Origin of the sequence: Streptococcus sp. HMSC076C08 (assembly GCF_001810825.1) — a bacterium.
Lineage (GTDB): Bacteria > Bacillota > Bacilli > Lactobacillales > Streptococcaceae > Streptococcus.
The window spans coordinates 105,621-125,845 of the sequence record NZ_KV802736.1 but is presented as its reverse complement, the minus strand read 5'-3'; the positions used below and the strand labels follow the sequence as shown (position 1 = coordinate 125,845).

General features: G+C 42.5%; 20 protein-coding genes and 1 riboswitch. Of the genes, 13 read left to right on the top strand and 7 right to left on the bottom strand.

What is annotated here, in order from left to right; genetic code table 11:
- The first annotated feature begins 179 nt into the window (after window positions 1–179).
- The gene (mutL, locus tag HMPREF2766_RS08905) at window positions 180–2,129 is read left to right on the top strand and encodes a DNA mismatch repair endonuclease MutL (RefSeq protein WP_042903011.1); all 1,950 of its coding nucleotides are present in this window, start codon (window positions 180–182) and stop codon (window positions 2,127–2,129) included.
- Window positions 2,130–2,282: 153 nt separating this feature from the next.
- On the opposite strand, the gene HMPREF2766_RS08900 is transcribed toward mutL, so the two are convergent.
- On the bottom strand, window positions 2,283–2,780 hold the full coding sequence (locus tag HMPREF2766_RS08900) for a helix-turn-helix domain-containing protein (RefSeq protein ID WP_042903010.1): 498 nt from the start codon (window positions 2,778–2,780) through the stop codon (window positions 2,283–2,285).
- Window positions 2,781–2,952: 172 nt separating this feature from the next.
- On the opposite strand from HMPREF2766_RS08900, the gene HMPREF2766_RS08895 reads away from it, so the two are divergent.
- From HMPREF2766_RS08895 to HMPREF2766_RS08880, 4 genes are read left to right on the top strand one after another with little or no spacing between them, the layout of a single operon-like run.
- The gene (locus HMPREF2766_RS08895; protein ID WP_000657470.1) at window positions 2,953–4,185 is read left to right on the top strand and encodes an MFS transporter; all 1,233 of its coding nucleotides are present in this window, start codon (window positions 2,953–2,955) and stop codon (window positions 4,183–4,185) included.
- Between the two features lie 12 nt (window positions 4,186–4,197).
- Window positions 4,198–4,791: a Holliday junction branch migration protein RuvA gene (ruvA, locus tag HMPREF2766_RS08890; protein WP_070569389.1), complete on the top strand. Its 594-nt coding sequence runs from the start codon at window positions 4,198–4,200 to the stop codon at window positions 4,789–4,791.
- Window positions 4,792–4,800: 9 nt separating this feature from the next.
- Window positions 4,801–5,361, top strand: coding sequence for a DNA-3-methyladenine glycosylase I (locus HMPREF2766_RS08885; protein ID WP_070569386.1), 561 nt, complete (start codon window positions 4,801–4,803; stop codon window positions 5,359–5,361).
- Window positions 5,362–6,036, top strand: coding sequence for a CPBP family intramembrane glutamic endopeptidase (locus tag HMPREF2766_RS08880; protein ID WP_000987418.1), 675 nt, complete (start codon window positions 5,362–5,364; stop codon window positions 6,034–6,036). It begins immediately after the preceding gene.
- Window positions 6,037–6,107: 71 nt separating this feature from the next.
- Here HMPREF2766_RS08880 and HMPREF2766_RS08875 read toward each other — a convergent pair whose 3' ends face one another.
- From HMPREF2766_RS08875 to HMPREF2766_RS08855, 5 genes are all read right to left on the bottom strand, one after another.
- The gene (locus tag HMPREF2766_RS08875) at window positions 6,108–6,371 is read right to left on the bottom strand and encodes a SemiSWEET family transporter (RefSeq protein ID WP_000166112.1); all 264 of its coding nucleotides are present in this window, start codon (window positions 6,369–6,371) and stop codon (window positions 6,108–6,110) included.
- A 73-nt stretch (window positions 6,372–6,444) separates the two neighbouring features.
- Window positions 6,445–7,479 carry a S66 family peptidase gene (locus HMPREF2766_RS08870; protein ID WP_042767657.1) on the bottom strand — a complete coding sequence of 345 codons (1,035 nt, stop codon included), beginning with the start codon at window positions 7,477–7,479 and terminating at the stop codon, window positions 6,445–6,447.
- Window positions 7,480–7,792: 313 nt separating this feature from the next.
- Entirely contained in the window at window positions 7,793–8,140 is a 348-nt protein-coding gene (locus tag HMPREF2766_RS08865; protein WP_070569383.1) for a TfoX/Sxy family protein, read from the bottom strand.
- Between the two features lie 15 nt (window positions 8,141–8,155).
- A complete protein-coding gene (locus tag HMPREF2766_RS08860; RefSeq protein ID WP_070569379.1) occupies window positions 8,156–8,833 on the bottom strand; it encodes a DUF1129 domain-containing protein in 678 nt (225 codons plus the stop codon).
- Between the two features lie 11 nt (window positions 8,834–8,844).
- Complete coding sequence (locus HMPREF2766_RS08855) at window positions 8,845–9,789, bottom strand: magnesium transporter CorA family protein (RefSeq protein WP_000815617.1); 945 nt, start codon at window positions 9,787–9,789, stop codon at window positions 8,845–8,847.
- Window positions 9,790–9,925: 136 nt separating this feature from the next.
- Between HMPREF2766_RS08855 and uvrA the strand changes: the two genes are divergently transcribed.
- Complete coding sequence (uvrA, locus tag HMPREF2766_RS08850) at window positions 9,926–12,751, top strand: excinuclease ABC subunit UvrA (RefSeq protein WP_070569376.1); 2,826 nt, start codon at window positions 9,926–9,928, stop codon at window positions 12,749–12,751.
- A gap of 37 nt (window positions 12,752–12,788) precedes the next feature.
- On the opposite strand, the gene HMPREF2766_RS08845 is transcribed toward uvrA, so the two are convergent.
- Entirely contained in the window at window positions 12,789–13,544 is a 756-nt protein-coding gene (locus HMPREF2766_RS08845; RefSeq protein WP_044021488.1) for a hypothetical protein, read from the bottom strand.
- 147 nt (window positions 13,545–13,691) lie between these two features.
- On the opposite strand from HMPREF2766_RS08845, the gene HMPREF2766_RS08840 reads away from it, so the two are divergent.
- From HMPREF2766_RS08840 to HMPREF2766_RS08810, 7 genes are all read left to right on the top strand, one after another.
- A complete protein-coding gene (locus HMPREF2766_RS08840; protein WP_070569372.1) occupies window positions 13,692–14,753 on the top strand; it encodes a M24 family metallopeptidase in 1,062 nt (353 codons plus the stop codon).
- A gap of 55 nt (window positions 14,754–14,808) precedes the next feature.
- Window positions 14,809–14,960: riboswitch (M-box (ykoK) riboswitch) on the top strand.
- Window positions 14,961–15,155: 195 nt separating this feature from the next.
- Window positions 15,156–17,816, top strand: a complete 2,661-nt coding sequence (mgtA, locus tag HMPREF2766_RS08835; RefSeq protein WP_070569370.1) for a magnesium-translocating P-type ATPase — start codon at window positions 15,156–15,158, stop codon at window positions 17,814–17,816.
- Window positions 17,817–17,950: 134 nt separating this feature from the next.
- Complete coding sequence (spx, locus tag HMPREF2766_RS08830; protein WP_000591165.1) at window positions 17,951–18,349, top strand: transcriptional regulator Spx; 399 nt, start codon at window positions 17,951–17,953, stop codon at window positions 18,347–18,349.
- Between the two features lie 65 nt (window positions 18,350–18,414).
- Window positions 18,415–18,984, top strand: coding sequence for an SP0191 family lipoprotein (locus HMPREF2766_RS08825; RefSeq protein WP_070569366.1), 570 nt, complete (start codon window positions 18,415–18,417; stop codon window positions 18,982–18,984).
- Window positions 18,985–19,070: 86 nt separating this feature from the next.
- The gene (locus HMPREF2766_RS08820; RefSeq protein WP_000507059.1) at window positions 19,071–19,337 is read left to right on the top strand and encodes an IreB family regulatory phosphoprotein; all 267 of its coding nucleotides are present in this window, start codon (window positions 19,071–19,073) and stop codon (window positions 19,335–19,337) included.
- A gap of 3 nt (window positions 19,338–19,340) precedes the next feature.
- On the top strand, window positions 19,341–19,760 hold the full coding sequence (gene ruvX, locus HMPREF2766_RS08815; RefSeq protein WP_002874889.1) for a Holliday junction resolvase RuvX: 420 nt from the start codon (window positions 19,341–19,343) through the stop codon (window positions 19,758–19,760).
- Window positions 19,761–19,775: 15 nt separating this feature from the next.
- The gene (locus HMPREF2766_RS08810; protein WP_000017624.1) at window positions 19,776–20,081 is read left to right on the top strand and encodes a DUF1292 domain-containing protein; all 306 of its coding nucleotides are present in this window, start codon (window positions 19,776–19,778) and stop codon (window positions 20,079–20,081) included.
- The last annotated feature ends 144 nt before the right edge of the window (window positions 20,082–20,225 follow it).

Sequence of the window (20,225 nt, the reverse complement as noted above, 5' to 3'; positions counted from 1 at the left end):
TAGTTTGCTCTTTGATTTTTATTGAGTATACCACTATTTTACGACCCATGGCAAGAGCTTTTGTCTATGTGGAGAGATTTGGAGTCTATGTGGTATTTGCTTTTTCTGGTAACATATGAAATATGGTATAATAGCACTAATCAATTTCTAGGAAAATAGATACAGAAAGGGGCTGAAAGATGTCTCATATTATTGAATTGCCAGAGGTGCTGGCAAACCAGATCGCGGCAGGGGAGGTTATCGAACGTCCTGCCAGTGTAGTCAAAGAGTTGGTAGAAAATGCCATTGACGCGGGTTCTAGCCAGATTATCATTGAGATTGAGGAAGCTGGTCTCAAGAAAATTCAAATCACTGATAATGGTCATGGAATTGCCCACGATGAGGTGGAGTTGGCCCTGCGTCGTCATGCGACCAGTAAGATAAAAAATCAAGCAGACCTCTTTCGGATTCGGACGCTTGGTTTTCGTGGTGAAGCCCTGCCCTCTATCGCGTCTGTCAGTGTCTTGACTCTGTTGACCGCGGTGGATGGTGCGAGTCATGGGACCAAGCTCGTTGCGCGTGGGGGTGAAGTTGAGGAAGTCATCCCAGCGACTAGTCCTGTGGGGACCAAAGTTTGTGTGGAGGACCTCTTTTTCAACACACCTGCCCGTCTCAAGTATATGAAGAGCCAGCAAGCGGAGCTGTCTCATATCATTGATATTGTCAACCGTCTGGGATTGGCTCATCCTGAGATTTCTTTTAGTTTAATCAGTGATGGCAAGGAAATGACGCGGACAGCAGGGACTGGTCAACTGCGACAAGCCATCGCAGGGATTTATGGTTTGGCGAGTGCCAAGAAGATGATTGAAATTGAGAACTCTGACTTAGATTTTGAAATTACAGGTTTTGTGTCTTTACCTGAATTAACCCGAGCAAATCGTAACTATATCAGCCTCTTCATCAATGGCCGTTATATCAAGAACTTCTTGCTCAACCGTGCTATTTTGGATGGTTACGGAAGCAAGCTTATGGTAGGGCGTTTTCCACTGGCTGTCATTCACATCCATATTGACCCCTATCTAGCTGATGTCAATGTGCATCCAACCAAACAAGAAGTGCGGATTTCTAAGGAAAGAGAACTGATGGCGCTGCTTTCAGAAGCTATTTCAAATAGTCTCAAGGAACAAGCCTTGATTCCTGATGCTTTAGAAAATCTTGCCAAGTCGACCGTGCGCAATCGTCAAAAGGTAGAGCAAACTATTCTCCCACTCAAAGAAAATACGCTTTACTATGAAAAAACAGAACTCTCAAAACCTAGTCAAGCTGAGGTGGCTGACCACCAGGTTGAATTAACTGAGGAGGGTAGGGACCTACCCCTGTTTGCTAAAGAAACTTTAGACCAATTGACTAAGCCAGCAAAACTGCATTTTGCAGAGAGAAAGCCTGCTAACTATGGCCAATTAGACCATCCAGAGTTAGATCTTGCTAGCCTCGATAAGGCTTATGATAAGCTGGAGCGAGAAGAAGCATCGAGTTTCCCAGAGTTGGAGTTCTTCGGACAGATGCACGGGACCTATCTTTTTGCCCAAGGGCGAGATGGACTCTACATCATAGACCAGCACGCGGCTCAGGAACGAGTCAAGTACGAGGAATACCGTGAAAGCATCGGCAATGTTGACCAGAGCCAGCAGCAACTCCTAGTGCCCTACATCTTTGAATTTCCTGCAGATGATGCTCTTCGTCTCAAGGAAAGAATGGCACTTTTGGAGGAAGTGGGTGTATTTTTAGCAGAGTACGGAGAAAATCAATTTATACTGCGTGAACATCCTATTTGGATGTCAGAAGAAGAGATTGAGTCAGGCATCTATGAAATGTGCGACATGCTGCTCTTGACCAAGGAAGTTTCGATCAAAAAATACCGAGCAGAGTTAGCCATCATGATGTCCTGCAAGCGGTCTATCAAGGCCAACCATCGTATCGACGACCACTCAGCTAGACAGCTCCTTTATCAGCTTTCTCAATGTGACAACCCCTATAACTGTCCGCATGGACGTCCTGTTTTGGTGCATTTCACCAAGTCGGATATGGGAAAGATGTTCCGACGCATTCAGGAAAATCATACGAGTCTTCGTGAGTTGGGAAAATATTAAGAACACAAAAAGCCTTTGTTCCTTTTCGAACAAGGCTTTAAAATTTTATTAAAGTGGGAACTTTGATTGGACATGGGCAAGTTGACACGAGGTTTACACTTGCTTGACAAGACCAGTCCTATAAAAAGTGTTGTGAAAACTGAACTAGGTGATTCAAGATTTTGTAGAGTCGTCATGGTCTGAATGATTCTCAAGGCCAATTACCCTATCAAGATAACGTTGTTTGGTTTTGAGAGCCTTGTTGATAGCAACTGCAGACGCAATCAAGAGAACGAAGGTCAGCCAGATCCAAGCAGTGAATTCAGCTGGAAAACTAGAACCAGCTAAAAAGAGATAGATAGCCAGAGCCAATACGAAAATATAAATCACCTGCCAGAGACCAAAGGATTTAACCTTTTTATAGTATTTGTCCTTGTCTCCCTCCAAGATCACTTCTGTAGAAGTTTTTTCAGAGTTTTCATCCAGTAAGAGATAGTCAGTTGTCACTTGAAAAATCTTGCTTATTTCAATGATTTTTTCAATTTCAGGAAGGACTTGTCCAGACTCCCATTTGGAGATGCTTTGCCGAGAAACATTGATTTGTTCTGCTAGCTTTTCTTGGGACCAACCTTTTTCCTTTCTGAGCTCAAATAGTTTTTCTGCGAGTTTCATCACTCTATCCTCCTTTTTCTTCTTTTATCCTAACAATTTTTACTTATTATGAGAATACAATCTCCTGTACTATTTGTCAACCAGAGGTTGCACTTGTGTTTGCAGTTTTCAGCAAAAAAATATGATATACTAGGTAAGAAAAAGCGAAGAAATTATGAAAAAGGAATGAAAGATGAAAGAATTTTTTGCCCTCCCCAAGCAAATTCAAATGCGGGAATGGATGAGCTTTGTAGCACGGATTTTAGAGAGTGCCATTACTCCTTTTATGGCCATGTACTATGTTCAATATTTTGGAGCCTTTTGGGCGGGGTTATTGATGATCACAACCAAACTCATTGGTTTTTTAGCTGGGCTGTATGGTGGACATTTGGCGGATCTTTGGGGACGTAAGAAAGTCATTGACTGGGGAAACTTTGGTCTTGCGAGTGGCTACTTTCTTGTGCTGCTGGCAAATATGCCTAATCATATTTTTCCCTTTTTGACTTTTGTCGGAATGTTGCTGGCAGAGACCGCAGGAACTTTCTCTTGGCCGGCTATTGATGCGATGATTATTGATTTGACCGACGAGCAAAATCGCCGTTTCGTTTATACGATTAGTTATTGGTTTGTCAATGTATCCGTTATGTTAGGAGCAGGGCTTGCAGGTTTCTTTTACGACCACCATTTTTTTGAGTTGCTTCTGGTTTTGACGGTGATTAGCTTCTTGAATTTTTTCCTCGCTTGGAAATATTTTTCAGAAAGCAAGCCAGCTAATCTGGTCTTTGAGCATGGTAGCAGTCCTTTGGCAACTGTGAAAAATTATGTTTCTGTTTTTCAGGACAAAATTTTCCTACTTTATACGTTAGGGACTGTATTTAATGGAGTTATCTGGTTGCAAATTGACAATTATATACCCGTTCATTTGAAAGAGTCATTCATCGCGAGTAGTATTTTCGGTATTCATATTTCAGGAGCTAAGATGCTCAGTATCATGGTCTTTATCAATACCCTGATTATTGTTTGCTTCATAACGACTGCCAATCGTTTGACCAAGGAAATGAAGCTCATACCGCAGTTTTTATTGGGAAGTATTATCTTTGACTTGGGTATGCTTTTCACCATTGTCTTCAGGAGTTTCTGGGCTCTGTTTTTGCTAGCCATTCTCTATACTATGGGGGAACTCATCTGCATGCCGCCAAGCCAAGTTTTGCGGGCGGAAATGATGAATGAGAATAAGCTCGGAACCTACTCAGGTTTCCTTAATATGGCGCAGCCTTTAGCGTCTATTTTAGCGGGGGCGATGATTTCTATCAGCGCTGCAACAGGTGCTGTAGGTGTTTGGCTCGTTTTTATTGTGTGTGCAGTACTTGGGTTGCTTCTTATCATCAGAGCAGCGCATTTACAAGGAATTGCAAATCAATTATAGAAAGTGAAAATTATGTACGAATATCTAAAAGGAATCATTACCAAAATCACTGCTAAATATATCATCCTTGAGGCAAATGGTATCGGTTATATCTTGCATGTAGCCAATCCCTATGCTTACTCAGGTCGGGTTAATCAAGAAACTCAGATTTATGTGCACCAAGTTGTCCGTGAGGATGCCCATCTGCTTTACGGCTTTCGCTCAGAAGATGAGAAGAAGCTCTTTCTTAGTCTGATCTCGGTTTCTGGGATTGGTCCTGTATCAGCTCTTGCTATTATCGCTGCCGATGACAATGCTGGTTTGGTTCAGGCGATCGAGACTAAGAACATCACCTACTTGACCAAGTTCCCTAAAATTGGCAAGAAAACAGCCCAGCAGATGGTGCTGGACTTGGAAGGCAAGGTAGTCGTGGCTAGTGATGACCTTCCTGCCAAGGTGGCAGTGCAAACCAGCGCTGAAAACCAAGAACTGGAAGAAGCTATGGAAGCCATGTTGGCACTGGGCTACAAGGCAACCGAGCTCAAGAAAATCAAGAAATTCTTTGAAGGAACGACGGATACAGCTGAGAACTATATCAAGTCGGCCCTTAAAATGTTGGTCAAATAGGAGATTTTTATGACAAAACGCTGTGGTTGGGTTAAAATGAACAACCCATTATATGTGGCCTATCATGATGAAGAGTGGGGCCAACCCCTTCATGATGACCGTGCTCTTTTTGAGTTGCTTTGTTTGGAAACTTACCAGTCGGGTCTATCTTGGGAAACGGTACTAAACAAACGCCAAGGATTCCGAGAAGTCTTTTACAACTACCAAGTTCAACGTGTCGCGGAAATGACAGATGGCGAGTTGGAAGCCTTGTTAGAGAATCCAGCCATCATCCGAAATCGTTCCAAGCTCTTTGCGACACGTGCCAACGCCCAAGCATTTTTGCAAGTCCAGAAAACCTACGGCTCTTTTGACGCTTATCTCTGGTCCTTTGTTGAGGGAAAAACGATCGTGAATGATGTTCCTGACTATCACCTAGCACCTGCTAAAACAGCCTTGTCTGAAAAGTTGTCTCAAGATCTCAAAAAACAAGGCTTCAAGTTTACAGGTCCAGTCGCAGTTTTGTCTTTTCTACAGGCGGCAGGCCTGGTTGATGACCACGAGAATGATTGCGAGTGGAAGGGGAATTAAATGATGTCTAACAAAAATAAGGGAATTCTGATTTTTGCGATTCTCTATACAGTTCTCTTTGTATTTGATGGAGTTAAATTGCTGGCTTTCTTGATGCCATCTGCTATTGCAAATTATCTAGTTTATGTAGTACTAGCTCTATATGGCTCTTTCTTGTTTAAGGATCGATTGATCAAACAATGGAATGAGATTAGAAAGACTAAAAGGAAATTCTTCTTTTGCGTCTTAACAGGATGGCTCTTTCTCTTTCTGATGACTTTTGTCTTTGAATTTGTATCAGAGATGTTGAAGCAGTTTTTTGGGCTAGTCGGACAAGGTCTAAACCAGTCGAATATTCAAAGTACCTTTCAAGAACAACCAATACTGATAGCAGTTTTCGCCTGTATCATAGGACCTTTTGTGGAAGAACTCTTTTTCCGTCAGCTCTTGTTACATCACTTGCAGAAACGTCTGTCAAGTTGGCTAAGCATTCTTCTGGTAGGACTTGTTTTTGCTCTGACTCATATGCACAGTTTGGCTTTATCAGAGTGGGTCAGTGCAGTCGGTTATCTAGGTGGAGGCATTGCCTTTTCTATCATCTATGTGAAAGAAAAAGAGAATATTTATTATCCTCTAGTTGTTCATATGTTAGGCAATAGCCTTCCCTTGATTATTTTAGTTATCAGTAGTATGTGACGTTTTAGTAGTTATACAAGAGAAAAAGCTGAGAATCTCCTCTCAGCTTTTTGATTATATGCTAGTAACTTTTATAGTGCAGTAAGAAATGTCAGTCCACCTAAGACAACGCCAGCTGAGTTTGGAATAATTAGTATCCAATCCTTCTTAGGTTCTTTTGTCCATCCATAAATAACCCAAATTAAACAAGATACTGCTGCGGATAAAGGCTGGAATGGTTGAGCTTTGTTGCCTTGTAAATTGGCAAAAATTTGTGGGATGTAGGCGATAAATACAATAATCCCGATAAAGGCCCCGATTGAACCGACAATTTGATTTATTTTTTGTTTAGTCATATACACCTCCTTCAAAAAGATATCATAGAAATTAGCGAAAATCAATACAAAAGCATAAAAATGGAGAAATTGTTTATTTTTTGTTATAGTCAAAGCGAATGACTTGCTCTTTTGCATCCACATAAGCATAGACGCCAAAGGGTACAATGGCTCTTGGTGTGGCGTGCCCAACGTTTAGATTATAGACAATTGGGATATTGCTGTCAACGATGCTCATTAGTGCCTCTTTATAGTCGTCATAGAAGGCTTCATCCATTGGCTTTCCGACCAAGAGTCCACTGATGACCTCAAATACCCCAGTTTCTTTCAAAGCCAGCACCATCTTTTTGAAGTTTTCCGGCTCAGGCTTCTCTTCGCTTGTTTCTAACAAAAGAATCTTTCCTTCCCAGTCGGATAAGTCAGGGAAGAGTTTGTACTTTTGGCAGAGCTCCGTGCTATCTACGTATCGAGAATTGTCAAAGATATCATAGAGGGATTCAAGGCAACCGCCGAGAATTTCTCCCTCAAACTGGGTATTTCCTTGTAACAAATCAAAGCCTGTATTTACATGACTGATACGAGCTGTTCCCAGGGCCTTGGGACTAAAATCAGTTCGTTCCTCATACCAAACGTCGCTAGGGCGGATTTCTGAGATTCTTCCAGTCTCAATCAGTTCTTTAAAGTAGTGAAAGCTATAGGGCAACATCTCCTTGTCCAATTCACAAATGTCTGCTAGAAAGGATTGCCCATAAAAAGTCTTGACCCCTAGTTTGTGCAACATAAGGTGGTTCATAGTGGTATCCGAGAAGCCAAGAAAAATCTTTGGCTTGATAACCTTTTGAAGCTGGTCGTTTTCAAAAAGATAAGGTAGCAAGCGATAGGTATCATCCCCACCGATGGCACATAGGATCATGTTGATGCTATCATCAGAAAAGGCCTGCATCAAATCTTCTGCACGCGCCTCCGGATGGTCCTTGCTAAAGTCTAACCCTTTTAGCGAATGGGGCAAAAAGACAGGATTGAGTCCCAAATCCTTGAGACGTTGGAGACCCAAGTCGACTTCGTGTTTGACAAAATTCTCTCCGATAATGCCACTAGACAAACTAACAATACCAATAGTAGAAACTATATCTCATCCTCCTAGAAATAGATTGATACTCTTCGAAAATCAAATTCAAACCACGTCAGCTTCGCCTTACCGTATATATGTTACTGACTTCGTCAGTTCTATCTACAACCTCAAAGCAGTGCTTTGAGCAACCTGCGGCTAGCTTCCTAGTTTGCTCTTTGATTTTCATTGAGTATGAGCCTATTTTATCACAAAAGATGAAAGAAAACTATAAGAATCAGACTCAGAAGTTCTATTGAATTTCAAGAAAGCAAGTGAAAAAGCAACCGCCTGTGCAGTTGCTTTTCGTTTTTCTAATCTCGCTAGATATGAGTTACTTGGTCAACTCTTGATTATAGGAGAGAGCTAAATCAATCCAGTAAGGAAGTTCTTTTTGACCTTCGATATCTAGGTCTATATAGCCATGATAAGGTCGCCCTCTCATCAATGTAGTACGAGCTCCTGTTCGGGGTAGAACTTGCTTTTCCATTTCTTTGCCAATTCTCACCATAACCAGCTCGTCTTTTCTGGAACTGACTGTAAGGACCATTTTCCCACGAATCATAAAGGCAAGGCCACCAAACAGTCTCTTTTCTTCTAACTCTTCTTCGAAAATTTGGGGAGGAAGTTTGAGCGCTAGAATTTTTCGAATCTGCTGAGCTAAGGATTGACTATATGCCATAGCTTTTCACTTTTCTTAATAACGTGATGGGCCCGCGCTTGCACTTCGGATGTTGAAACGTTTCTTGAGATAGAAGCGAAGGGCGAGTAGGGCAGCTCCCAGGATAGCCAAAGGCAATGGAGCAAGGACTGGATTGAGGCTGGTTGGTAGGAAGCTTGTTGCAAAGAAGACAACCAACCAAAGAAGCATAGCAGCGAGGATGACGAGGATTGATTTCCAGAAAGGAGGGCGCTGGCTACGATCTGTGTCTGGTCCATAGTACTGGTAGACAAAGTAGTACATCAAGTAGAAGGCAAGTCCTCCTACAAGTCCAACCAACAAGAGGGTAATCAAGCCATAGCCAATAGCCTGATCTGTAGAGAAGAAGGTAGTCAGAGCGCTAACCAATGCAAAGAGACTGGTGATAAAAAGGGCTGAGTCCATAATCATGAGTTTTGGATCGTCATTTTCTTTTGGATGCTCTTTTTCGTATTGCTCCTTGACAGTGAAGCTATGAGCCCAGTGGGTTGGAGCCCCGTAGAGGGAACGTGCAGTCGTTCCTTTGGCTTGCTCTTCAAGGATTTTAGGAATGACTTCTTCAAAAACAGCCTTGATTTCAGCGTCTGTTTTACCATCTTTGATAAATTGTTGGGTAGCGATATGGATAAACTCTTGGTTTTTCTTAGTTAATTTTTGTAAATCAATCTGAGACATAGGGATTCCTCTTAGAACCATTTTTTATGGATGAGATAGAGAGTGAGCGAAACACTCATAGCAAAGGCGATAAAGACGATTAACCAGAAGGCATGAGGTTCACCGTTTAGAGGGATTTCATTATCCTTGAAGTTCATCCCGTAGGCTGAGAAGATCATGGTTGGGACAGACATGACAATGGTCACGAGAGCCAGGGTTTTCATGATGTTGTTCTGGTTGTTGGAAATGATAGAGGCAAAGGTCTCTGTCATAGAGTGAAGGACATTTCCATAGATATCTGCCATCTCGATGGCCTGTTGGGTTTCAATCAGAGTGTCTTCGAGTAGGTCTTCGTCTTCTAGGTATTTCTTGATATTGCTAGTTGCGCTAGTCAATTTCTTAATCACGCGCTCGTTCGTCTTAAGTGAGGCCTTGAAATAGACGATGGTCTTTTCCAATTCCATGAGCTCAATCAGCTCTTCGTTTCGAGTAGATTTGTGAAGTTGACTTTCGATCTGTTCACTCTTACGGTCGATCGAACGAAGGGCCGTAAGGTAAAGTTCGGCGTTGCGGTAGAGAATCTGGAAGATAAAGCGTGAACGCATGAAGGTGTAAAAGTTACGCAGTCTACGGTTGATAAAGACATCGAGAACGGGGAGGGGTTCCAAGCAGGTGGTGATAATGGTTTCCTCTGTGATGATAATCCCCAGCGGAATCGTAACGTAGTAGGTACGATTGTTTCTTTCCTCTGTGATGGGAACGTCCACGATGATCAAAGTGTACTCATCTTCGATGGTAATACGGGACATTTCTTCCGCATCGAGTGGTGCTCGAAGGTCGGCAATGTCAATGTCGAAGGCGTTAGCGATTTCCAACGATTCATTTTGTGTAGGATTGACGAGGTTGATCCAAGTACCCGGTTCAAGCGTGTCGATCTCTTTAAATTCCGTTGTTGTTGAGAGAAAAACTTGTTTCATATCCCCTATCCTTTCCTACTATTCAGTGATTCATTTTTTGCACCGTACTATTATACTATAAAAACAGCTTTTTGGGTAATAGAATTTCACATTTTTTGGTATAATGGAAAGCAATAATGGACTAGAAAGAACAAAGATGCAAGATAAAATTGTGATTCATGGGGCACGTGCCCATAACTTAAAAAATATTGATGTGGAGATTCCGCGAGACAAGCTGGTTGTTGTGACTGGTTTGTCAGGGTCTGGGAAATCCAGTCTGGCCTTTGATACCCTCTATGCGGAGGGACAACGTCGCTATGTAGAGAGTCTATCAGCCTATGCTCGACAATTCTTGGGAAATATGGAAAAACCAGATGTGGATGCCATTGATGGTCTCAGCCCAGCTATTTCCATTGACCAGAAAACCACCAGCAAAAACCCTCGTTCGACCGTGGGAACGACGACTGAAATCAATGATTATCTGCGTCTCCTCTACGCACGTGTGGGGACGCCTTACTGTATCAACGGGCATGGGGCTATCAAGGCTTCTTCTGTGGAGCAAATTGTGGATAAGATTTTGGAGTTGCCAGAACGCCAACGTCTGCAAATTTTAGCTCCTGTCATTCGTAAGAAAAAAGGGCAACATAAGAGTGTCATTGAAAAGGTTCAGAAAGACGGCTATGTCCGTGTCCGTGTGGATGGGGAAGTCTATGATGTTACCGAAGTTCCAGAGCTGTCTAAGAGCAAGCAACACAATATTGATGTCGTGGTAGACCGTATTGTCATCAAGGAGGGTATCCGTAGCCGTCTCTTTGACTCCATTGAGGCTGCCCTTCGTATCGCAGAAGGTTATGTGATTATTGACACTATGGACGATTCTGAGTTGCTCTTTTCTGAGCACTATGCCTGTCCAGTTTGTGGTTTTACTGTCCCAGAATTAGAGCCTCGACTCTTCTCCTTCAATGCTCCTTTTGGATCTTGTAGTGAGTGTGACGGTTTGGGCATCAAGCTGGAGGTGGATGTTGACTTGGTGGTTCCTGATACCAGCAAAACTTTGCGTGAGGGTGCCCTAGCACCTTGGAATCCTATCTCATCCAACTACTATCCAAATATGCTGGAACAAGCCATGACAGCCTTTGGAGTGGATATGGATAAGCCATTTGAAGACTTGTCAGAAGAAGATAAAAACTTGATTCTCTATGGCTCAGATGGCAAGGAATTCCATTTCCACTATGAGAATGAATTTGGCGGTGTGCGCGACATTGACATTCCTTTTGAGGGAGTTGTCAATAATATCAAGCGCCGTTACCATGAAACTAACAGTGATTACACGCGCACCCAGATGCGCCTCTACATGAATGAGCTAACCTGCGGAACTTGTCACGGCTATCGTCTCAATGACCAGGCTTTGTCTGTCCGTGTGGGTGGCGAGCAAGGACCCCATATCGGTGAAATCTCAGACCTTTCTATCGCAGACCATTTGGAATTAGTGAGCCAGCTGATCCTGTCTGAAAATGAAGCCATCATTGCTCGTCCTATTCTCAAGGAAATCAAGGATCGATTGACCTTCCTTAATAACGTAGGGCTTAACTATCTGACTCTATCACGTTCGGCAGGAACCCTTTCAGGTGGTGAGAGTCAGCGTATTCGCTTGGCAACCCAGATTGGGTCCAACCTATCAGGTGTCCTCTATATCCTGGATGAGCCGTCGATTGGTCTTCACCAGAGGGATAATGACCGCCTGATTGCTAGTCTGAAAAAGATGCGTGACTTGGGCAATACTCTCATCGTGGTGGAACACGATGAAGATACCATGCGCGAGGCGGATTATCTGATTGATGTTGGTCCGGGTGCTGGTGTTTTTGGTGGAGAGATTGTCGCTGCAGGAACGCCCAAGCAGGTGGCTCGCAACAGCAAGTCTATCACAGGCCAGTACTTATCAGGAAAACGAGCGATTCCAGTACCAGAAGAGCGCCGTGCCGGAAATGGTCGTTTTATCGAAGTGACAGGTGCGCGTGAGAACAACTTGCAAAATATTACCGCTCGCTTCCCATTAGGAAAATTCATCGCGGTGACAGGTGTGTCAGGTTCAGGGAAATCGACCTTAATCAACAGCATCCTCAAAAAAGCCATTGCGCAGAAGCTCAATCGCAATTCAGACAAGCCTGGTAAATTTAAGACGATTACAGGGATTGAGCATGTAGACCGCTTGATTGACATTGACCAGAGCCCGATCGGACGGACGCCGAGGTCCAACCCAGCTACCTATACGGGAGTTTTTGACGATATACGAGACCTCTTTGCTCAGACAAATGAAGCTAAGATTCGAGGCTACAAGAAGGGCCGTTTCAGTTTTAACGTCAAGGGAGGTCGTTGTGAAGCCTGCTCGGGTGACGGAATCATCAAGATCGAGATGCACTTCTTGCCAGATGTTTACGTGGCTTGTGAAGTCTGCCACGGGACTCGCTACAACAGTGAAACCCTAGAAGTCCACTATAAGGAAAAGAATATCTCGCAGGTCTTGGACATGACCGTCAACGATGCGGTGGAATTTTTCCAACACATTCCGAAAATTCAACGTAAACTCCAGACCATCAAGGATGTAGGGCTGGGCTATGTAACGCTAGGGCAACCGGCTACCACCCTTTCTGGGGGAGAAGCCCAGCGTATGAAGTTGGCTAGTGAACTCCACAAACGCTCGACTGGAAAATCCTTCTACATTCTGGATGAGCCAACGACAGGGCTTCATACTGAGGACATCGCTCGCTTGCTTAAAGTCTTAGCTCGCTTTGTCGACGATGGAAATACAGTCCTCGTCATCGAGCACAATCTGGATGTCATCAAGACTGCAGACCATATCATTGACTTGGGGCCTGAGGGCGGTGTCGGTGGTGGAACCATCATCGCAACAGGAACACCAGAAGAAGTAGCGGCCAATGAAGCCAGCTACACAGGACACTATTTGAAAGGAAAGTTAAAATAAGATTTAAAAGGCTCTGCTTTTTTAGGCAGAGTCTTTTTTATAATAAATTACGAATTTTTTCTTTTATAAATGGGTTAAGAGAATAGTGTTTATCCAGATATTCTAGGAGTGCTTGAGCAGACTCAGAAATGCGTTCGTAACCTTGCAAAAAGTGAGGTAATTGCTTGGCTTCCTTTGGATAACCTTCTTCAAATCGTCTGTTGGTATTAAAGATATCTATAAAATTAGATTTAGAAGTTGTTTCCAAACTGATTAGTTCAGTCCAAAGCTTGACGGATCTGTTTTGTATTAAATCATAAGCAGCTAATTTTTCGCCTCGCTGATAGCGACCTAGCCCTAAATATAGATTACATAAAATTTCTCCCAACAGCCATTCACGATCTCTGTTTTCTTTTGATGGCAGTCTTTGTGGCTGACAGATTGTTTCATCAAAACCGACCTCCTTCCAGATAATCTTGCCTTCAGAGAAGGGAATGTTTACTAGTTCGTGAGCTTCAAAGACAGCAAATTCACAAAAAACATCATCTTCAAATAGAACTTTATGTCCGTCCACTGTATTTTGGTAGTGAAATGCAATTGGTTCTAGCTTACTTAACCAGGTTAGGTCTTGGATATAGGTCTGCTTGTAGCCATCTTTTACAATAACAAAGAAGTCTAAATCTGAGTACTGATCCAATCGTTCTCTTTCTGTTCCGCAAGAACCAAGCGCCAGCAAAGCTAGTGCTTGGTTCGAATCTTTTAGAGACTGACCAATCTCATCTAGTCTTTGTAACAGCAATTCTGTTTTATTCATATCGATACCTCATTCTTTCTTGTTTAACAGAAATTATACATTAAGCGCTTTCAAATGTCAATTTTATCTAATCTTAGCTATATAGATTGTATTATTTTCGATATTTTTTTGCTATAATAAATTAAATCATTTTATGGAGGTTTTCTCATGTTATCAAGAGTTGAAAAATTTGAAGTAGCCTTAAAACAGACAGAGTGTGATGCTGTCTTAGTAACCAATCTGAAGAATATTTACTATCTGACTGGTTTCAGCGGGACAGAGGCGACAGTTTTCATCAGTAAAAAGCGCCGGATTTTTCTGACGGATTCTCGTTATACTCTTATTGCCAAGGGCGTGGTTGAGGGCTTTGACATTGTGGAAACGCGCGATGCGGTTGGTGAAATTGCTAAAATTATAGCGGACGACAAGCTGGAAAAAATTGGCTTTGATGACGAGATTTCCTATGCTTACTTCAAGATGCTGGAAAGTGTGTTTGCTGGTCATGAGCTGGTTCCAATGACTGGTTTTATTGAAAATCTGCGGATGATCAAGGATGAGCAAGAAATCGCAACCATTCGTAGGGCCTGCCAGATTTCTGACCAAGCCTTCCTAGATGTACTGGATTTTATCAAGCCCGGTGAGACGACTGAGCTAGCAGTTATGAACTTTTTAGATGCCCGTATGCGCCAGCTAGGTGCTTCAGGTGCCTCTTTTGATTTTATCATCGCTTCGGGCTACCGCTCTGCTATGCCACATGGCGTGGCTAGTGACAAGGTCATTCAAAAGGGTGAAACCCTGACCATGGACTTTGGTTGCTACTACAACCACTATGTCAGCGATATGACGCGGACAGTTCATGTGGGGCAGGTGACAGATGAAGAGCGGGAGATTTATGATATTGTCCTGCGCAGCAATCAAGCCCTCATAGATGCAGCCAAGGCTGGTCTCAGTCGAATTGATTTTGACAGGATTCCGCGCCAGATTATTAACGATGCAGGCTACGGTCCTTACTTCAGCCACGGGATTGGACATGGGATTGGTTTGGATATCCATGAAATTCCTTACTTTGGCAAGTCAGAAGAGCCAATCAAGGCTGGCATGGTCTTGACTGATGAACCAGGTATCTATATTGAAGGTAAATACGGGGTTCGTATCGAGGATGATATCCTGATTACAGATAACGGTTGCGAATTGTTGACTCTAGCGCCGAAGGAATTAATTGTTATTTAAGAAAATTATGATAAATCGTTGACTTTTATATTTTAAAGGTTTATACTGATAGACGAAAACGGTAGGTGAGGCTACCATAGGGATACGGATGACTACCGCAAAGCAGTGGAGACACTACTCGTTGGTCAACAGTCCTGGTCGCGAAGGCCAAGACTAAGCTCATTACATCGCCCTATGGAGTTAAAGCTTGAACGAAAAAACAGATAATTAGTTTTTTAATCCTGCCATTTTATGGTGGGATTTTCTACTGTTTTAGAACAAGGAAAGGAGACAAACGATGCAAATTGACGATCATCCAGAACCGCACATACACAGCCAATCGCTGATTTGTGTCGTTCTGCCCTTATAAAGTGATTGGTCTCTGTGTATGAAACACATCATTCATACAGATAGGAGAAACCAATGAAAACTACAAAAGAAAGAGTAGCAGCAGCTATTCACACACCCTTAAACGAAACTCTATCTTTTTATAAGACAAGTCTAACAGGCTTGACTGAGGAGCAGGTGGAGAAAAATCGTGACCTATATGGCGAAAATACCATCACCAAGGGTCAAGAAGACAGTATCCTCAAAAAGATTTACGAATCCATCATCAATCCATTTACAATCATCCTCCTAGTCATCGCTATGATTTCCATGGTGACCAATGTCTGGCTGGCGAAGCCTGGGCAAGAAGATCCGACGACCTCTATCATCATCGTCGTTCTCGTTCTAATCTCTGGTGGCATACGCTTTGTCCAAGAATTGCGGAGTGACAAGGCCGCGACCAATCTATCAAAAATGATTGTGAATACAGCCACAGTTATCCGCGAAGGCCAGAGTTTAGAGGTCGCAATTGAAGATTTGGTCGTTGGAGATATAGTCAAATTAAGTGCTGGGGATATGATTCCAGCAGACCTCATTTTAATTGAATCACGTGATTTCTTTGTTCAACAGTCTGGTTTGACAGGTGAAAGTGACTCGGTTGAAAAACTAGCCTTGTCAAAAATGAGTCAGTCAAATTTTGATAGTCTGCTAGAAGCAGAAGCGCTCGCTTTTATGGGAACCAATGTGATATCAGGAAGCGCCAAGGCTTTGATTCTAGCGGTCGGTGATGACACCATGATGGGAGAAATCGAGCAGACTCTCAATACCTATGACGAACCGACCTCTTTTGAACGGGAGATGAACAGCATCTCTTGGCTCTTGATCCGTTTGATGTTAGTCATGGTTCCCATCGTGTTTCTCTCCAATGGCTTGACAGATGGCGACTGGCTGGAAGCAGGTGTGTTTGCACTGAGTGTTGGTGTTGGATTGACACCTGAGATGCTTCCTATGATCATCACAGCCAGTCTAGCAAAAGGCTCCATTATCATGGCCAAGGAAAAAGTCGTCATCAAAAAACTCAATGCCATACAAGACCTAGGTGCTATTGATATCCTGTGTACGGATAAAACCGGAACCCTTACCCAAGACGAAATTGTCCTTGAATATCCTTTGGATATACATGGAGATTTGGATTTATCTGTGTTGAGACGTGCCTACCTTAATTCCTATTTTCAAACGGGTTTGAAAAACTTGATGGACCGTGCCATTATCAGTAGAACTGAAAAAGAAGCTAAAGAACACGCTATTCTACAAAATTTGGATACTAGCTTCCAAAAAATAGACGAATTGCCCTTTGATTTTGAACGCAGACGGATGAGTGTCATCGTCAAGGATGAGAACGAAGTTGTTAGTTTGGTAACCAAGGGTGCTCTAGAGGAAATGCTTGCGATTTCAACCCATGTGGAATATCACGGTCAGATTAGCCCTCTGACGGATGATATCCGAGTGGAAATCTTAAAAGAAGTAGATCAACTTAATCAGCAAGGCTTGCGAGTCTTGGGAGTTGCCTATAAAACAGGCCTAAAAGAAGGTTTTGCTTACTCCGTTGAAGATGAAAAAGAGATGATTCTAACAGGATATCTTGCCTTTCTAGATCCACCAAAACCATCAGCAGCACCTGCTATCCAAGCTTTGTTAGAACACGGTGTTCAAACAAAGATCTTGACGGGAGACAATGAAAAGGTAACCCAAGCAGTTTGCGAAAAAGTTGGTCTAGACGTTGATCAAATCTTGTTGGGTTCTGATATTGACGCCATGACGGACGAAGAGTTGGCTCAAGCAGTTGAGAAGGTGACTGTCTTTGCCAAACTCTCTCCGGATCAAAAAGCACGAATCATTTTACAAATCAAATCGAATGGACATTGTGTCGGCTATATGGGAGATGGAATCAATGATGCCCCTTCTATGAAAGTGGCCGATGTGGGGATTTCTGTTGATACAGCAGTAGATATTGCCAAAGAAACGGCTGATGTCATTTTGCTAGATAAGGATTTGATGGTGCTTGAAAAAGGGCTGGTTGAAGGGCGTAAGGTCTACGCTAATATGACCAAATATATCAAGATGACGGTCAGCTCTAATTTCGGGAACATTTTCTCTCTGTTAGTGTCTGGTATCTTTTTACCTTTCCTTCCTATGGCTCCGATTCACTTGATTGTGTTAAACCTCGTCTACGACCTTTCTTGCATTGCCTTGCCATTTGATAATGTAGATGAAGACTTTTTGAAGCATCCCCATAAGTGGGAAGCTAAGTCTATTACTCGCTTTATGATTTGGATGGGTCCGATTTCTTCTGCCTTTGATATTTTGACCTTTATCTTGCTCTATTTTATCATTGTCCCAATGGCGACAGGTCAAGCTTATGCTCACGGAGCAGAGTCTGCAACGGACTTTATCATCTTGTTCCAGACAGGTTGGTTCATTGAATCCATGTGGTCCCAAACCATGGTTATCCATATGCTTCGTTCAGCAAAACTTCCTTTCTTACAAAGTCGTCCATCATGGTTTGTTCTCGGGACAACCTTGCTAGCGGCTAGTTTTGTGACCTTCCTTCCCTACTCTTCAATTGCTAGCCTGCTTCATTTAACTCCTTTGGAACCAATTTATTTCCTCTTTTTGCTTTTGATTATCGTTCTCTATATGATAAGTGTTACAGTTGTAAAACGATTGTATATCAAAAAATTTAAAAGTTGGTTATAAATTGATTTTGTCAAGAAAAAAGTACGAAAATCGCGAAAAAAGTTAATTTTTTTTAAAAATAGGTCGCAAGTCGGATGTTTTTTATGGTATAATAGACTAAACTGATAGTAACATGTAGCGAAAGGGGTAGGTACATGATCAAAATTTATACAGTCTCAAGTTGTACTAGCTGTAAAAAAGCGAAAACCTGGCTCAATGCCCACCAGTTAAGTTATAAAGAACAAAATCTCGGTAAAGAAGGAATTACAAGAGAAGAGTTATTAGATATTCTCACGAAAACAGATAATGGAATTGCCAGTATCGTTTCGTCAAAAAACCGCTACGCTAAGGCACTTGGAGTTGACATCGAGGATTTGAGTGTCAATGAAGTGCTCAACTTAATCATGGAAACACCACGGATCTTAAAGAGTCCGATTCTCGTTGACGAGAAGCGCCTACAAGTCGGCTATAAAGAAGATGATATCCGTGCCTTCTTGCCACGCTCTGTCCGTAATGTAGAAAATGCAGAAGCACGTCTACGTGCAGCTCTATAAAACATCAAGGCTGGGAGTGACTCCTGGCCTTGTTTGCTCTTTTTTCAAAAATCATGTGAGGAATTATGAAAAAGTTACTAATTGTTAGTTTGGCCCTCTTCTTTTTACTTGCTGGGTGTGGGCAAAAAAAGGAAGCGACCTCTCCTTCAACATCGCAGTCTGAACCTCTCCAATCCAACCTTCCCGTTTTGGATAATGCCGAAAAGAATACGGTTGTCACTAAGACCCTGTTGATGCCGAAGTCAGAAAATGGAACGCAGCAGATTCAGACCATTACCTATAAAGGCAATCAATTTCTGACCTTGACCATCCAGCAAAAACGACCTGTCGGGGATGAACTCAAGACCTTTATCTCTGAAAATGGCCTAGAGGAGACGCAAAAAGCGCTTCTAGAAGCGGAAGAGAAGGATGAGACCATCCAAGAGGCACGCAAACTAGCAGGATTTACACTGGAAACCAAGCTACTCAGCGAGACAGAAATCCAGACGACAACGACTTATGATTTTCAAGTATTGGATGTCAAAAAGGCATCTCAGATAGAATATTTAAAAAATATCGGCCTGGAAAATCTCTTAAAAAACGAACCTAGCCAATATATTGCAGATAGAGTGGCAAATGGGGCGACAGAACAATAGAAAATCCAAATTAATAGACGGACTTATTTGTAGAACGTCAGGGAATGTGCTATAATAGTACTATTCTAAGGAAAGAGGGTGTTAGAATGGGATTTACTGAAGAAACTGTACGGTTTAAATTGGATGATTCCAATAAGAAAGAAATTAGCGAAACGTTGACAGACGTCTATGCTTCTTTGAACGACAAGGGCTACAATCCGATTAACCAGATCGTCGGTTATGTATTGAGTGGAGACCCTGCCTATGTTCCTCGTTACAACAATGCACGAAATCAAATCCGTAAGTATGAGCGTGATGAAATTGTTGAAGAATTGGTACGCTACTACCTTAAGGGACAAGGAGTCGATCTATAATCTATGAGAATTATGGGATTGGACGTCGGTTCAAAAACAGTGGGTGTTGCCATTAGCGATCCCCTAGGCTTCACCGCTCAGGGACTTGAAATCATCCAGATTAATGAGGATCAGGGCCAGTTTGGTTTTGATCGTATCAAGGAATTGGTTGACATCTATAAGGTGGAACGCTTTGTAGTAGGTCTGCCTAAAAACATGAACAATACCAGCGGTCCGCGGGTAGAAGCCAGTCAAGCCTACGGAGCAAAATTAGAGGAACTTTTTGGTTTACCAGTAGACTATCAGGATGAGCGTTTGACGACCGTTGCTGCGGAGCGTATGTTGATTGAACAAGCAGATATCAGCCGTAACAAACGCAAGAAAGTTATTGATAAGCTGGCTGCTCAGTTGATTTTGCAAAATTATTTAGATAGAAAATTTTAAGACAGAGGAGAAACTATGTCACACGATCACAACCATGACCACGAAGAACGTGAATTGATTACACTAGTAGATGAGCAAGGAAATGAAACCTTGTTTGAAATTCTTTTGACCATCGATGGGAAAGAAGAATTTGGTAAAAACTATGTTCTGCTAGTGCCAGTTAACGCAGAAGAAGATGAAAATGGTGAAGTTGAAATCCAAGCTTACTCATTCATCGAAAATGAAGACGGAACAGAAGGCGAATTGCAACCAATCCCAGAAGACTCAGAAGACGAATGGAACATGATTGAAGAAGTCTTCAACAGCTTTATGGAAGAGTAAAAATGTCCGGGGGACATTTTTAGCCCTGCGCCAGAAATTAGAAACGCAGGAACGTTTGGGGAACATTTTTACCCTTACGCTAAAAATAAAGACCGTAAGTAAGTCCGGTGGATGTTTTTAGCCCTGCGCCAGAAATTAGAAACG